The following is a 16986-nucleotide window of genomic DNA, read 5'->3' as shown; positions in this document are numbered from 1 at the left end:
ACCTCTTATCTAGTAAATACTTGTGAATAAATTATTATCGGGTGGAAATTATTCGATCACTGCCAGCACGTCGTCTTCCCGCATAATCAGGTGCTCATCGGAAGTGGCAACTTGTTGCTTCACTTCGTCACCTGCCCATGAAGTAAAGAGGACGGTATCGCCTACTTTGACCTGCATGGCAGCGCGAGTGCCATCTTTTTTCATTTTGCCCGGACCCACAGCCAGCACTTTGCCTTTCTGTGGTTTTTCACGTGCGTTATCCGGCAGCAGAATACCGCCGGCAGTTTTTGTTTCGCTGGTTTCTCGCTGAACCAGGATTCTGTCATCAAGTGGCTGGATGGCCATGCAATATACTCCACCGAAAAGATTCAAATAATCTGCTGGAGATGTGTGCAATTTTTGTGCCAAAGAGAAATTATTATTCGTAAAGTGTTGTTTGACAGGGGTTTAGGAATATCGAGCGAAATAAAATCGAGCCCAAAATGACAGGATTCGCCACCCCCACCGTGGCGAGACTGTCTTTTTGGCAGTCTGCCAGATTATGAATAATTGCTCATTTATGAAGGCAATACCCAACGAACTTGTTCTTGCTGGTGAGGAGGCATTTCTTCGCCTTTTTCAACTTCAATCACTCAATCTAACTTTGGTTGTTGTGCCAGGTTGGTTTCACACATCCAATCCCAAACGTTAATCAGTGTGCCACCGTCGAAAATCTCAAACTCGACCAGGTACATTTTGTACTTGGTCAGTCATTTGAATTAAATTAATTCAGAGTATTTTCGTAGTTCAGCAACTGTTTGTGCTAATCCCTGTGCTTCCAGCGTTGTTAAATATTCACTTACCGTTTTGGGGCACTTTTTCAAACTGGCACGGTGTTTTTTTGCGGCGGTGCAGACGATATTTGGTGCCAGATCCAGTTGATAATTCAAAAACGCGTCCGGGTGAAGTGTTTCAATGCCGTAGGGTTGAAGGCTGGCAACTGGAAAGTCCCGTGCGTTGAATGTCACGATAACATCTGCACCTGCGCGAATGGCTGCTGCCATCACATGCCGATCGTTCTCATCAGGAAGTTGCAAAGAAGGAATCAAATCTTCAAAACCAGTGACCAGACAATCACGAACGTGGGCATCCATCAGGTCGCGGGTTCGCTGTAACTGTTCGGGCTTCAGATCGGGGCGGTCTCGCAATACGCTACGTATCCACTCGTCGTGTATCATCGCACTCCATTTTGCCCGGAACAGGTCGGTTAGGGCTAAGTGCATCAGAAAATCACGCAACGGTGCTGGATAGAGCACACAGGCATCGTAAACAACCGTAAAGTGGCTCAAGCCTCGTACCCCATCCCTAGTTCTTCCGCTTGTTGAGTGAGTTTTTCCAACGCTTCCAGTCGCTGGCGATCTGTTTCCCGCTTATATACCATCAAATCCTGGAACAGAATGCGTCGGTGCGTTCCCACTTTGCGAAAAGGAATCACGTTCTTGTCCAGTTGCTCGATCAGAAATGGTCGCGATACGTTGAGAATATCTGCCGCCTGTTGGGTAGTCAGTTCCGCATGTATCGGAATAATGGTGACGGCATTCCCCTGTGCCATCTGCGTCAGAATATCGTTCAAAAGGCGAAATGCCGAAACAGGTATCGACACCGTCTCTTCTTGATCAGAATCGGAACCTATACGCAGTTTGAACTCGGTTCGTGCCTTACTTTTCCCCAGCAATCGCACCAGTTGGCGACTGCTTTCCTGCGCCAGAGCTGTTTCCTCCGGCGTGGGTGCAACAGTTTCCAATCGTTCTTCAAGTGTAATTGTCATCCGTTGATTCCCATCTCTGTCAGGTAGCTGACACGCGTTGCCATCTCTTCATGATAGCATCTAAACGCAATAAACGCAGCAGACGAAGCAAACGCAATTGTCAATTCCGTTTTCATCACGGAATCTACGCCAAAATGCTGAGCGCAAGGTTTTTTGCCTGAATTGGTCTGAATCGTGCGGCTTTGCTACATGAAATGGAGTTTGCGCCTGCAGCGAGGAACTTTACTTCTGCAACTGCTTTTCAAAAAAGCGGTACACGTCTGGGGTGGCTTCCCGCACAATCAGCAGATGTTCGATATCATCGTATTCCCGGTATTCCACGGTGGGAGATTTTTCGAGGCTGGTTTTCAGGCTGCGGGCACCGTTCAGCAGAAAATCATCCTTCCCACAGCCAATGAACGTGGGCAGTTTCGCGAATTTCTCCGGCTGACGCACATTCCCCCCACCTCCCAGTGCGGCGATGGCGGTTAATTTCAGTTTGGTTTGCTGTGCCAGCGAAATGGTGTGGGCCGCACCCATCGAATGGCCCACTACGAAAATTTTGCTGGTATCCAGGGGATAACGCTTCGCCAATACCTCGACAATCTGATCGATCGGTGGGGCACCGCCCGTACCAAACAGACCACCGGCATTCGTGGCAACGATGAACCAGCCCCGTCTGGTGGCTTCACGAATGGTGATGCCGTTGCCATAGCCATCAAAAAACAGATTTTCGCTGCCACCGGCACCATGCAGAGCCAGCACCACCGGCATGGGCGGTTTTGCCTTCTGCGGGACAGCCACTCGCACCGTAACAGTGCGTTTCTCAATTGGCAGTTTCAGCCAGAATTCTCCCCCACGTTCGGGGGTGTAGTAGGGCGATTTTGTTTTCAGAATTGTTTCGATTTCACTGAGAAAACGCGCGTAGGGCATATCGGTTTCAGGCGTGCGATCACCTGCCTTGATTAACCGCACCAGGTGGGCAGCGGTATTTGCTTCTAACGCAGGCAATTCTGGCATCGCCAGCAGTGCGTCATCTGCTGCCTGTAATCGTTTTGCCTTGTTTACCAGAAAACTGATGCTGATGGCGCGGCGAAACAGCACTTTGCCGTCCACCACCACATGAAGGTGGAGTTGTTTATCTGCATCATCCTTCAGTGATATGGGGATTGAAATTGGCTGTGGCAATTTGCTGATTGCTGCAGTCACCAGAGGAGTTTGCTCGAACAGAAAGACCGCTTTGGCCTTGGCGGGGATGTCGAGTTCAGTTTTGTAGAACGGCACCAAGGTCGCTTCGATTGATTTGGTTTCGGTATCGAAGACGCGGCTGGGAAGTTCAAAAGTCAACGATTCTGCCCACTGCGTGGTGGGGCTTGCTGGCTCTGCAGATCGGAGTGAATGGCGTGCCTGATCCATCAATTGGCCGGCTTTGGTCAGGTTCAGGCGAAAGAAACTTTGTACGGCATCGTTCACAAGCACCGCAGCCCGCTTTTTCCCGGCAGCATCGATGCCCGGCTGATCCCACGCTACTTCAAAGTCGTGCATTCGCCGACCCAGTTCATATCGCGATGGCTGGGCGAAGCAGACCACATTGATCCAGAGAACAGCAAAGAGAGCGAGAGTTGTTTTCAGCATTTGTTACCCAGGTACGGTGCTTGAAGATTGCATGAGTATTCGAAGGCGGCCAATGGCAGTAGATACATAGACCAGTGGGTACATTTTTTCAAAGTACCATAGTTTCGCAAAATAGAAACCGATTGGCGATGGGGTGGTCCAGCTTTCCTCAGCAATCTGTTGCAGCAGATACTGATAACCATTCTGAATGGTGGGATGTTCTGTGGGTACTGCCCGCACCAGCACATCCAGGGCCAACGCCGTTTCTTCAACAGTGCTTGGTGTGTTTGCCGCACCGCCCCAGCCACCATCACTGTTTTGGAACTTCATTAAAAACGCTACTCCACGTTGATATGCAGGGTCGGTGGTGCCATCTGCTTCCAGATAGCAGGCCAACACGCGGGAGGTGCCATACACCGGATTGATGTCGTCCGGTGCGTGCTGATTCCCAAACCAAAGTGGCAGCCACGAACCATCTGCTGCCTGCTGGCGGGCAAGATAGCGAAACCCACGTTCTACTGCACGCTTCATGCGGCTGGCGTGGGGGGAATTGGGCTGAAGCTGACAATATCGGTTCAAAGCCCGAATTGCGTGGGCTGTTAAATCTGCCCCACTGCGGTCGAACGGTAATGTGCCCCAGCCACGGCAGAAGGTGGGCCAGCCCCCATCGGTATTCTGCAGATTCAGCAACCACTCCGGTCGGGCAATTGCCTCTACCCCACGATTGGCATCCAGATTCATCAGTGCCAGCCAGGCACCTGGGGTGTCATCGGCATCGGGTACGCTGCCGGAAAAATCGGTCCAGCCCCAGCCACCTGGGTCTGCATCGGTGTATGGGTGCCTTGTTCGTGTCTGCTGGTCGGCAATCCAGTCAAACAGTGGTGCGCGTTCCGTTTCCGTGGGCAGATCGTTCCCCGCAGCCAGGGCATTTACCGACAATGTAGTTACCCAGATGGCCAGATTCGTATCAATCGGCCAACTGCCATCGGGTCGCACCGAATCTTCCAGAAACTGAAGGCCCGCAGCCATCACCGCTTCAGAATCCGTTGTGCGATACGGTAAGCTGGCCAGCGACATCACCACGAAACTGGTCAGTGGCGTGGCTTCCAGATAACCCCCACTGGTCGGCTGGATGGTGCGTAACTTTCGCAGGGTACGGTTTCGGCACCACCAGCGGATGGTGCTGGAGATGGGATTCCAACTCCCACGGTGAGCCTGGACAGTCTGGCCAATCGCAATCAGGGCGGGCAGTGCGTAACTGACCACTGGCAGGCGGGCAAACCGATACCACGAACTGGGCAGTGCAGCCAATTCGAACGGCAGACGGGGCACTTCCCGCCAGGAAATGAGGTTCGCCAACGCAGCCATCATCAGAATCGGCACGCTGAAGGTGCGGTCTTTGCCGTAACGAGCTCGAATTGCTTCCGCCAATTCCTCTGGTGTGCTGCCATAACTTGAAAGCCATTGCTCGCACTGTGCCATTGCCGCACCACTGGCGGGGTGTGGATTGCGTTTGAAGGCAGCGTAGCACAGCATCGTGGTGGAAATATTGCTGAAACTTTTTGTGGTATCGCCCCACCCACCGTCAGAATTCTGGTTCTGAATCAGCCAATCCAGGCCAGATTGAATGAGGTGCTGGTATTTTGGACCAGAAAAGGAGAGTGCCACCACTGCTGTGGCAGTTGACAACGCAGAACTGGAAAGTTCCCCTTCCCAATGCCCACTGGGCACCCGTTGCTCCAGCAATGTGGTGCGGACGGTCTGCCACGCAGCATCGATCTGTTCCCTGGTGATCATCTTTTTTGGCTACGATAGCAGATTTCGCCAGAATTGGTACCTTGGCGGTACAAGTGATATTTCATGAAAGATTTTCTCCATTGTTCTCCTGAAATGACAAGCTTCTTCAAATTGGATGCCCAATCAGCCAGATTTCAAACCCAAGAAACCTGGGGGAAATTTTCAACAAGCAGGCAACCCAACAATCATTTCAAAGCATGGAATTATTTCCATGCTATATTAATATATCCTCGAACAGTCGAATATTGGCAATTTTTCTGTTGCTGGGCCGAGTTTTTTTGCAACAAAATTGCCACAACTGTTTATCTGGAAGTGAGTTGCGTCAGCAACAACTTTTTTGTGAATTTTTGCAAAATTGCTATCACCCACAAAGTCGAAATGGTTCGGAAGGGCAACTGCAGCGGGACAATCAACTGGTCTTTACTGGTGATGAAAACGAATAGTTATCTACACTCAGCCACCCGAATGATGAAAAAAATAATTTCTTCTTAATTTCTGCTTTGGCTGTGTTCTAGGGTGCATTCAAAGTGCTCCACCCAAAGTTGCAGGAATCCTCGCGATGAGTATGACGTGCGTGCTGTATGCAATCTCTGCCGATGCTGCCCGGCAGGCGATTGCCAACCCGGAAATGATCGAAAATTTGCTGGATGATGGCAATATCGATCAGGTCTCGCTTGAAAAAAGCTGGCATGGGATCCATTTCACTCTTACCGGCACTGCGTGGGAAGGTGATCCCCCATTAAACTTCATTCTGGGTGGTGGGCAGGAAGTTGGTGAAGATATTGGTTACGGGGCCGCACGCATCATCAAGCCTGAAGATGTTGTAGAAATCAATGGCCAACTGGGTGACTTTAGTGATGATCATTTCGCACAGAGGTTTGATCTCAATTTATTAGAAGAAAATGAGATTTACCCACAGATCTGGGATGAGCCGCTCGAGGATTTGCTGGAAGAATACACCGATTATTTTCGAGCGACGAGAGAGTTAATCGTGCGTGCCGCAGGTAAAGGACAGGCATTGCTGGTGGCGATGATGTAATTGAACGCTCCCCACCCGGTAAGTTCTCACAATTCAACTTTTCAACCGTGGGAACCAACAGGGGCAGAATGCCCAAGCCACGAATACTCCATTACCTGTCCGATCAATTAATTACATGTGATTATTTTACACGAAACTTAATCGCCTTCAACATCAAGTTATATTTTTAGCCAGCTATATATCACTGTTGTTATATTTAGTAAACTTTTCGGCATGCACCGTTCAGGGCAGTTTCTAAGCGGGAAATTCTGATGAGAACACAGATTTCATTTTGTCACTCACAAGAATCGGTGTAAATTCTCCTAGTGCGGCTTGTTCGCCAGCTTATCCAAATTCGCTATTGTCTCAAACAGGTTAGAAGAATGACACCACGGAAGCGTGATACTCGTTTGCAATTGAATTCTCTCGAAGAACGGGTCAATCCTGTTGCAAACCCAGTGGTTACGATCCTGGATATGCCTTCAACGGCATTGATTGGATCGGATATTTCTTTCACAGTCGATTTTGATAACGCCGACCTGCTCGATACAGGTTATGGGCCGTACATCGACCTGTTTATCCCAGCTACGGGTGCGGATGGCAACGATGGTCTTACAAATGTTGCTGCCACGTATAGTGGTGCACCGCTGACGACAAGTACCATTACATTAACCGCAGGACCGCAGAACCACCCATTTGCACTGGATGCTGCCGGAAATCCACGTGTAATAACCCCACCACCTGGATTTGGACCGGGGGATCAATTATTAGTCATCCAACTGCCGTTTGGCAGTATTGTGCCAGATCAACCAGATCTGCAAATTGAAGTTACTGGTACTGTCAGTAACCTGGCGGATGCCAACGTCCCACTGCAGGTGGCAGCCCAGGGGGGCTTTCGCTTTGGCAGCGACCCCCTGAACAACCCCACCACCGATAATCCGTTGCTGAGTGGGGTGAGTACGGCCAGCACAACTCCCGTGGTGATGACCTTAACAAAAACGTATATTGGACCGGAAAATGAAACAGCGACCGGTCCGAATTTTGTGCGGCAGTACCGCATTACGGTGGATGTGGCGAACGGTCAGACAATTTCCAATCTGCAGATTGCCGATTTATTACCCGATAATCTGCAATATGTGCAGGTAGATAGTGTTACGGGCAATGGTACCACTACCATTACGCCCGTTGCCACACCGGGTGCCACCCCAGGCGGTTCGCTGATTCGGGAATTGAATACGGTTGTCGGAACCGCAGCAGACAATGATGCGGAACTGTTATTCTCATTTTTTGCCCCACAGTTGGATGCGGGTAGTAATTCTGTATTGAACCCCACCACCGGGGATGATGTGCTGGCAGCCAACAATGCCTCTGCCAGTGGCACCTGGGATCCGCTGGATGTTCGCGATGGCACCACGTTGGTGACTATCGACCCACCCGGACCAGAGCATGAATTGACCTTAAAATCGATTGCCACCCAGAAATCGGTAGCAACCGTTGTCAACGCAGGTGCGACAGGTACGTCACCTGGCGATGTGCTGGAATATGCTGTCAATTTCCAGGTATCCGATTTCTTTGCATTTAACGATCTGGTGATCACGGATACGATCCAGGATGGTCTGCGCTTTGATGAGACGTTCGTGCCCACGCTGACAATCAACGGGAATACATTCACCCTCCCACCGGTGGCACTGAATGCTGCAAATTACACCGTTTCGCAGAATTTTACCGGCGCGGCCGCAACCCCTCCGATTTTCGTAGTCGATCCAGCAGCTAATGACGGCACCACGACGATCAGTTTTCGTGTTTCCGATGAAATGATCAGCCGAGGGATTTTGAACGGCAACCTGCTGGGTGGGTTGGTCAATCCTACCACTGGTGCGATTGTCGCTGCACCTGGTGATGGCCCCACGACGGGAACGCTGACATTTCGAGCAGTGATTCAGGACCAATATACGGATGATCCCGGTCCCACAAACGTCACCCAGGGTGATTCACTGAATAATGTGGTCAATATTGATGGTGCGGTACTGACAAATACCGCAGGCTTCCCACAGAACGGACAGCGGGAAGCGGATAACAGTAGTGCAGGTGTTTCTATTCCCGAACCGGATATCCAGAAATCGATCTATGCGATCAATGGAAATACCGGATTCACGTCAAACCGGATTGAACCCGGTGATACAGTGACATACCGAATTCGGTATGAATATATCACTTCTGACCAGTTAAATACGTTCATCCGCGATTATCTGCCCCTGCCCATTTTCAATGCGGCAGAAGTAACCACGCTGGATTACACCCAAAGTGCGGTTCCCCCACCTGCAGGCACCGTAAGATTGTTGCCCACAGATACTTACAGCGTTTTGTATCCAGGGGTGACTCCCACGCTGAGTGTGAATCTGACCGAAAACATGGTGCAGTTGCAGTACGGCGATGCCAACGACCCAGCCAACCAGCCGGGTGTAATCGATCTGGTGTTTACGGTAACAGTAACCAATCTGCCTTTTGCAGATGAATTGTTGCATACCAATCAGGTGGAATACACTGGCGAAACCTCTACCACCACGATTGTCAGCAGTGCCAGTATCACCCAGGTGGTGCTGGAACAGCCTTCGATTCTGGGTATCCAGAAAGGTGTTGTGGCAACCTCGAATGCTGCAGGGGTGTTTGCCCCCACCACCGTGGGACCTGTTACCTTTAACGCACCTGGTACCGCAGGCGCACGCTTTGCTGGAACCATCAATTCCACCAATCTTGCTTCCAACCCAATTAACAGCAATTTATCGAACATTGATAACGCCGATCTGGTTACTTTTGCGGTCGTTGTGGAAAATATCGGCACCAGCTCACAGGGCGCATTTGACATTCGGCTGCGAGATCTGATCCCCACTGGTTTTGTCCCCACTGGCGTGGGTGCGGAAGGAGTGAATCTGCGGGTCACCGATGGTGCGGGCAATCTGCTGGCATTTACCACCAACGGATCTTTCTTTTCCGGTGTTGGGGGCATTGAACTGACCGATGGTGCCACCGGTGCGCTGGGTGCTGGAGTTGTAAACGGTAACCCCGTGACCGATGGCAGTAATATTCTGGTGATTACCTACGATCTGATTTCGCAGGGAGTGACACCTGCCCAGCAGATTACGAACACCGCCACGCTGTTCAATTATGCCAACTCGGAAGCCGGGCCTGATTTTACCGCCACCGATCTGACGAACGATGCCACCGTACAGATCCGAAATCTCGCCTTAACGAAAGTGCGAAACGGCACAGAAATTGTCAACACATTCAACACGATTTCTGAAGCGGTGATTGGTGAACTGATTACCTATACCGTGACAGTTACTGTTCCGGAAGGGGTCACACCGAACGCCGTATTAACCGATACACTGGATAGCCAGTTGGCATTTGTGGATATTGTTTCGACCACCTTATCTCCTGGTTTGGCAATTTCTGGATCGTTAACTCCGGTGGTCACGTCCAGTGGACAGGTGGTGACATTCAATCTGGGGAATATCACCAATTCCAATACCGATAATTCGGTAGCAGAAACAATCACCATTACCTACACCGCAGTGCCGTTGAACGTCAATAATGCCCAGGGTGGGACGAACGTCAACAATAGTGCATCCTTGACGTTCACTGGTGCTCCTGGTGCCATCACCGCATCTGCACCCAACACATTGATTATTGAACCACGTGTGGTCGTCAACAAAACAGTGCTGGTGAATGGTACAGGCACGGTAGGGGATGCCAACGACCCCGTCAGTTACACCATTGTGCTGAGTAATCCTTCTGGTGCGAATAACAGCACTGCCGATGCATTTGATGTCACTTTCAACGATCCGTTGCCGATCTTTGCAGGTGGTTCCACCATTATCAATCCCACCTTCACGGTGGTAGACTCTACCGGCACCGTTACGGCAGCTGATTTCGAACTGGTGGGGGATAATGTTGCGGGCTGGACGCTACGGACATTGACAGGAACCAGTTTTGATCTGCTTGTGAACAATACCCGCACCATTACGTTGACGGTCAATGGCACCATCAGCCCCAGTGTGGTACCTTCGCAAACCATTACGAACACTGCATCTACGTCCTGGAGCAGTCTGGATGGCACTCCCGGCCCTCGTTCGACCTTTAATGCGAATTCTGTCGAACGGACTGGGGCAGGTGGAATCAACGACTACACCGCAACCAATCCTGCCACCCACACCATTCAGGCAGTGGAAGTGGTCAAACAATTTACGAATACTTCCGAAACAGCCACCACGGCCGCAGATTCAGTGGTTGTGGGAGAAATTGTCCGCTATCGACTGCTGTCGCGTGTGCCAGAAAGTACCAGCACCACCATGCAGTTTGTAGATCAGATGCCGGCTGGTATGCAATTTCTGAATGATGGTACCGCCACCATTGCGTTTGTATCGAATACACTTGGTACTGTCACATCTTCCACAATTACAGATGCGGATCCCAACCCACCCGCCTTATTCCAGGTGGGGGATGAAAGCACACTGAATTCGATTATTCCCCAGTTTGTGATTCCAGCCGGTGCCATTCTGGGTGGGCCATTTGGTAACGGGACGGATGTTACCTTCGATTTTGGCTCACTGACCAACACCGAGAACGATGCCAACCTGGAATTCGTTGTCATCGAATTCAATGCGCTGGTTCTGAACGTTGCAGGAAATCAGGCAGGTACTTCTCTATCAAACACGTACAGTGTGGTAGTCAATGGTACGCCAGGTACACCGTCTGGTCCTGCGGTGATCACTGTGGCTGAGCCCAACATTACCAATGTTGATAAAGTGGCTGTGCTGCTGGATGATATTACGCTGGATAATCAGCCCCACGATGCTGGTGATCGGGTCCGTTTCCGAAATACCTTCACGAACGGGCCTGCGGCGAATATTGCCACCGCCTACAATGTCCGCCTGACCGATACCCCACCCACAGCGAATATGACGCTCGATCTGGGCAGTATCCGTGTATTCCGAAATGGCGTTCCGATTACCACTGGATTCACCAACAGTTCTACCGCCACGACAGTCGATGTGAGTATCGATCAGGTTCTGCCGAACGATGCCATTTCGATCTTTTATGATGTGATTCTCACCACCGCGGTGGTACCAGGTGCGAACATCGCAAACACGGCAACCGTAACCTACACCAGCTTGCCTGGCCCGAACGGGACACCTGCGAACCCCACTGGCAGCACCACACCCGGTACACCGGGAACCACCACGGGTGAACGAACCGGCGACAATACTCCCGGAACGCCGAACGATTACACCGATAACGACACCCACAACACACCGATTGCTGTACCAACCTTGACGAAAGCAGTATTTGGGACTTCGATTGCGGAAACCACTTCGAATCAGTTTAATCCCACGGTGGTGGACGCTGCGATTGGTGAAACGGTGACCTACCGCATGACGGTAGTGCTGCCAGAAGGAACCAATCAGATTTCTCTGACCGATCAACTTCCTGTGGGTGCTCAGGGAGTGATGCGTGTGGTGTCTTCCCAGGTCGTCTCACTGGGTGCGAACCTTTCTGGCTCGGCACTCGCGGTGGGTGCCAGCGGAGTGGCATCTGATACCAACGCAGACACCAACAACGATCTCACGACATTCAACTTTGGTACGATTACCAACACCCCGGATGGTGTGGTGACTGCGGCAGATCAGGTAGTTGTTGAAGTGGTGGCTCAGGTCATCAACAATGCTGCGAACGTCGCAGGCCTGGCATTGACCAATAATGCCACACTGACCTATCCAAATGGTAATATTACCGCCAATGCCAACGTTGAAGTGGTTCAGCCACAACTCGAAGTGATCAAAACAGTGGTGGGGGATTCGACGCTGGATGCCAATGGTACAGTTACCTACCAGGTGACGGTACGCCATGCTCCCACTTCAACAGGGATCGCTTATGGGCTATCGATTACCGATACCCTGCCAGCGGGCCTGCAACTGACTGGCACCCCCACGGTGGTATCGGCACCGAATTACACCAGCCCTGGCTGGACACCCCCAGTGGTCAGCACTGCGGGCAATACGGTTACGATTACCGCACCATGGCTGGATCATCCTTCCAGCCCGGTTTCGCCAGCAATTCTCGATGAAATTGTGGTTCAGTACCAGGCAACCGTTGTTGGCCCACCTGCTGCCGGTGCAGTTACTCCGGGAAGCGCCATTCCCAATACTGCCACCACCACGTTCCGCAGTTCGCCCGATCCTGACCCCACCGTCAGTCGACCGGGTACCACCAGTTCGACAACGAACGTGACAGTGAATACCAACTCGATCAGCGGTAATATCTACACCGATCTGAATAATAACGGTATTTTTGAACCCGGTGCGGGCGAAACCCTGATTACCAGTGCGGTGAATCTGCGATTGACAGGCACCGACCACTTAGGCAATGCAGTGAATGTGCTGCTGACCACCAGCACCGGCCAGTACTCCTTCTCGAACCTTCGACCCAGCAATGCCCAGGGTTATACGATCACGCAGGAAACCCAGCCAGCGGGTTTTGTGGATGGCATTGATACCCCAGGCAACCTGTTCGGTGGGTCGGCATTGCCGCCAACCGGGGATCAAATTGCCACCATTGTGATCCCACTCGATTCCAATGCGAACGCAGTCAATTACAATTTTGGCGAATTGATTCCCGCTTCGATCGGTAATTTTGTCTGGAATGACACGAATGGAAACGGTGTTCAGGACACTGGTGAACCAGGGATCGTTGGGATTTCCATTCAATTGACTGGTACAGATAACGCAGGGAATACGGTGAATGCCACCACTACTTCAGGAGTTGGTGGTGCGTACTCATTCAACAACCTCCGTCCAGGCACGTACACGCTGACGTTTGGGAACAATGATGGTACCAATACTTATCTGAGAGTAACACAAAACTCTACATTGGGAACTCCAGCCACTGACAGCAATCCTGCACAGACTTCCGGACAAACAGCCCCGATCACTTTGACTGCAGGTCAGACAGACAACAGCATCGATGCAGGATATACCTTGCCCGCCTCAATTGGTGATTTCGTCTGGTTTGATATCGATGGTGACGGTATCCAGGACCCCGGCGAGCCTGGAATCCCTGGAGTGCAGTTGCAACTCTTCTATTCGGGAACAGATGGGGTATTTAATGGTACGGAATTGACCACGCCGGTAGCCTCGATCACCACTGATGCTACGGGAAATTATACGTTTGATAATCTGCTGCCAGGTTTGTACCGCGTTCAGGTAAATCCTCTCACTGCTCCCTCTGCATTGACCACCAATACGACGCCAGTGTTCCAGAACAGAACTGTTGTGCAACAGCAGACAGTCACCGATGCCGATTTCGGTCTGCGTGGGACAGGCAGCATTGGTGATCGGGTCTATATGGATCTGGATGGAGATGGGGTGCAGGATACTGGTGATCCCAACCTGCCCGGTGTTCAGGTTACCCTGGTTTGGGGTGGATTCAACAGCGACACGATCGGCAATGGCAACGATATCACTATCGGCACCGTCACTACCACGAACCCGGCATTGGCAAGCCAGCCGAATTATCTGTTTGGCAATCTTCCCAGTGGGAATTATTCGGTGCAGGTTTCTGCCACAGGTGGGTCGGGCGGAGTACCAGCCAACGTCAATCTGACTGATTCCATTAACGATGCAGTGCTCGATCCCAATGCCCAGCCTCAGGTGTTCCTGAATATTGGCCAGAATCTGCTGAATGTGGATTTTGGCTACCAGGGCAACGCCACGATCGGTGACACCGTGTGGTATGATGTCAATGGCAATGGCATTCGTGAAAACGGCCCCAGTATTTTTGAACCTGGAATTGCCAACGCTGTCGTCACAGTTACCTTTGCAGGTGCGGATGGGCTATTCCCTGGCGACGCTGGCGATACAGGTGACCAGATCGTCTTTACCACAACCACCAATGCCAGTGGCACCTACCAACTGACTGGTTTACCGGCAAATCTGCCGAATAGTCCGTATCGAGTAACCGTCACCCCACCCGCGGGTTTTACGGTGCAGACATTCGACAACGATGATCCTCTCAACGGGCCATTCATCACCCCGAATCAGTCTGCCCTGACATTAGCACCCGGACAGACCAATCTGTTGCAGGATTTCGGCTACCGTGGGACGGCCAGCATCGGCGACTTTGTGTGGAACGACCTGAATGGTGATGGCATTCAGCAAGGTGGTGAACCTGGTCTGGACGGTGTGCAGGTCAGTCTGCTTCAAGCAGGCCTCGATGGTGTGTTCAATACCCTTGATGATCAGGTGATTGCTCAAACCACCACTGCCGGTGGGGGAGCATACAGCTTTAACGGTCTCGTTGCAGGAAACTACCAGTTAGCGTTTGGGAATACGGATGGTACACTCACTTATCAACGGTCCCCTCAGAACACTATTGCAGTCGGTGCGACACCTGCCAATGATAGTGACGCCAGTGCTACCACAGGAAGAACGAACACGATCACACTGGCTGATGGCGAAATCAACGGTACGATCGATGCAGGCCTGTTTCTGGGAACTTCCGTCGGCAACTCCATTTTTAACGATCTGAACAACAACGGCCTTCAGGATGTGGGTGAAGTGGGGATCAATGAGGTAGAAGTGATCCTGTACGATGCTGCAGGCACCACCGCTCTGCAGACCACGACGACGAATGCCCAGGGGCTGTACCTGTTCAGTGGGCTGGCTGCGGGCAGTTATGTGATCGAGGTTTCTGCACCGAACTTCAATGCTGGTAATGTGTTAGAGAATTTCACCAGCAGCACCGGCCTGAATGGTTCGCTGACGGGACCATTCGAACCAGGTGCGAACGCGAACACCAGTAATGTGGATGGCGACGACAACGGTACGATCGTGGGCACCCTCGGTGCCGGCGGGGTGATCCGCACCGTGGCGGTGGTACTGGATAACACCGAACCGACGGGTGAAAATCCCAATAACGACCCCACCACGCCAGACAATCAGTCGAATCTGGCAGCGGACATGGGTGTTTTCCTGCCATCGACGATCGGTAACACGATTTTCAACGATCTGAACAACAACGGCCTGCTGGATGTGAGTGAAGTGGGCATCGACAACGTGGAAGTGGTGCTGCTGGACGGCACGGGCACGCCACTGGTCACGACCACAACCGCTGGCGGCGGGCTGTACAGCTTCAGTAACCTTGGTGCAGGTAACTACCAGGTGCAGATCAGTGCCACGAACTTCAACGTGGGCAACCCACTGGCGGGCTTCCAGTCGAGCACCCCAACCAGCACCACGCCGAACGATGGCATCGACAACGATGACAACGGGATTGTGGTGGGTACGCTGGGGACTGGTGGCGTGGTGCAGACGAATCCGTTTGCAGTCACCCCTGGTACCACGAACAACACGCTGGACTTCGGGCTGTTCGGCGCTCTGTCGATAGGGAACCTGGTATTCGACGATGTGAACAACAACGGTGTGCAGGATGTCGGTGAAAACGGCATCAGTGGCGTCGAAGTGGTACTGCTCAATGGCACGGGCACCGGGATTGCGACCACAACAACCGATGCAAACGGCCAGTACCTGTTTACCGGGCTGGCACCAGCGGAATACCGCGTTCGGTTGAGTGCGGCAAACTTTAACCTTGCCGGTGCGTTGGTGGGTTACCGCTCCAGCACGGGTGCAGCGAACGCCTTTGAAGGTGCGGGGACGCCAGTACCTGGTACCAGCAACGTCGACAACGATGATAACGGTACTACCACCGGCACGCTGGGTTCGGGTGGCTTCATTGAAACACCCACTTTCCTGCTGCAGGGTGTGCAGCCGACAGGTGAAACACCCAACAACGATCCTGCCACACCGGATGATCGGTCGAACCTGGCAGTCGATTTTGGGGTATACCGCACGCAGTCGCTGGGGAACGTGGTGTTCAACGATCTGAACAACAACGGCATTCAGGACGTGGGTGAATTGGGGATCAATGAAGTCGAAGTGATTCTGTACGATGCTGCCGGCACGACCGCTCTGCAGACCACGACGACGAATGCCCAGGGTCTGTACCTGTTCAGTGGGCTGGCTGCGGGCAGTTATGTGATCGAGGTTTCCGCACCGAACTTCAACGTGGGGAATCCGCTGGCGGGCTTCACCAGCAGCACCGGCCTGAATGGTTCGCTGACGGGACCATTCGAACCAGGTGCGAACGCGAACACCAGTAATGTGGATGGCGACGACAACGGCACGATCGTGGGCACCCTCGGTGCCGGCGGGGTGATCCGCACCGTGGCGGTGGTGCTGGATAACACCGAACCGACGGGCGAAAATCCCAATAACGACCCCACCACGCCAGACAATCAGTCGAACCTGGCAGCGGACATGGGTGTTTTCCTGCCATCGACGATCGGTAACACGATTTTCAACGATCTGAACAACAACGGCCTGCTGGATGTGGGTGAAGTGGGGATCGACAACGTGGAAGTGGTGCTGCTGGATGGCACCGGCACACCACTGGTCACCACCACAACCGCTGGCGGCGGACTGTACAGCTTCAGCAATCTGGGTGCGGGCAACTACCAGGTGCAGATCAGTGCGACGAACTTCAACGTGGGCAACCCACTGGCGGGCTTCCAGTCCAGCACCACAACCAGCACCACGCCGAACGATGGCATCGACAACGATGACAACGGTGTGGTTGTGGGTACGCTCGGAACTGGTGGCGTGGTGCAGACGAATCCGTTTGCAGTCACCCCCGGCACCACGAACAATACCCTGGACTT

7 protein-coding genes are annotated in these 16986 nt (G+C 52.3%); 2 read left to right on the top strand and 5 right to left on the bottom strand.

The features are described from left to right. Nucleotides 1-48: 48 nt before the first annotated feature. The 5 genes from R3B84_24505 to R3B84_24485 all read right to left on the bottom strand — a co-directional run bounded on the left by R3B84_24505 (nucleotide 49) and on the right by R3B84_24485 (nucleotide 5197). Nucleotides 49-345 (bottom strand): co-chaperone GroES, encoded by a 297-nt coding sequence (locus R3B84_24505; protein MEZ6143739.1) that lies wholly within the window; start codon nucleotides 343-345, stop codon nucleotides 49-51. 413 nt (nucleotides 346-758) lie between these two features. Beyond that, a complete protein-coding gene (locus tag R3B84_24500; GenBank protein ID MEZ6143738.1) occupies nucleotides 759-1328 on the bottom strand; it encodes a PIN domain-containing protein in 570 nt (189 codons plus the stop codon). Next, nucleotides 1325-1807, bottom strand: a complete 483-nt coding sequence (locus R3B84_24495) for a helix-turn-helix domain-containing protein (protein ID MEZ6143737.1) — start codon at nucleotides 1805-1807, stop codon at nucleotides 1325-1327. The genes R3B84_24500 and R3B84_24495 overlap by 4 nt, the downstream gene beginning before the upstream one ends. 222 nt (nucleotides 1808-2029) lie before the next feature. Then, on the bottom strand, nucleotides 2030-3421 hold the full coding sequence (locus R3B84_24490; GenBank protein ID MEZ6143736.1) for a hypothetical protein: 1392 nt from the start codon (nucleotides 3419-3421) through the stop codon (nucleotides 2030-2032). A 3-nt stretch (nucleotides 3422-3424) separates the two neighbouring features. Next, nucleotides 3425-5197 carry a prenyltransferase/squalene oxidase repeat-containing protein gene (locus R3B84_24485; protein MEZ6143735.1) on the bottom strand — a complete coding sequence of 591 codons (1773 nt, stop codon included), beginning with the start codon at nucleotides 5195-5197 and terminating at the stop codon, nucleotides 3425-3427. Nucleotides 5198-5756: 559 nt separating this feature from the next. Between R3B84_24485 and R3B84_24480 the strand changes: the two genes are divergently transcribed. Both R3B84_24480 and R3B84_24475 read left to right on the top strand, forming a co-directional pair. Then, entirely contained in the window at nucleotides 5757-6236 is a 480-nt protein-coding gene (locus tag R3B84_24480; GenBank protein MEZ6143734.1) for a YfbM family protein, read from the top strand. A 362-nt stretch (nucleotides 6237-6598) separates the two neighbouring features. Further along, nucleotides 6599-16986 (top strand): SdrD B-like domain-containing protein (locus tag R3B84_24475; protein ID MEZ6143733.1); only part of this gene is annotated, 10388 nt, incomplete at its 3' end.

Origin of the sequence: Zavarzinella sp. (genome assembly GCA_041399155.1) — a bacterium.
Lineage (GTDB): Bacteria > Planctomycetota > Planctomycetia > Gemmatales > Gemmataceae > JAWKTI01.
Note: the sequence above shows the minus strand (reverse complement) of the source record. Positions and strands in the feature narration are given on the sequence as shown.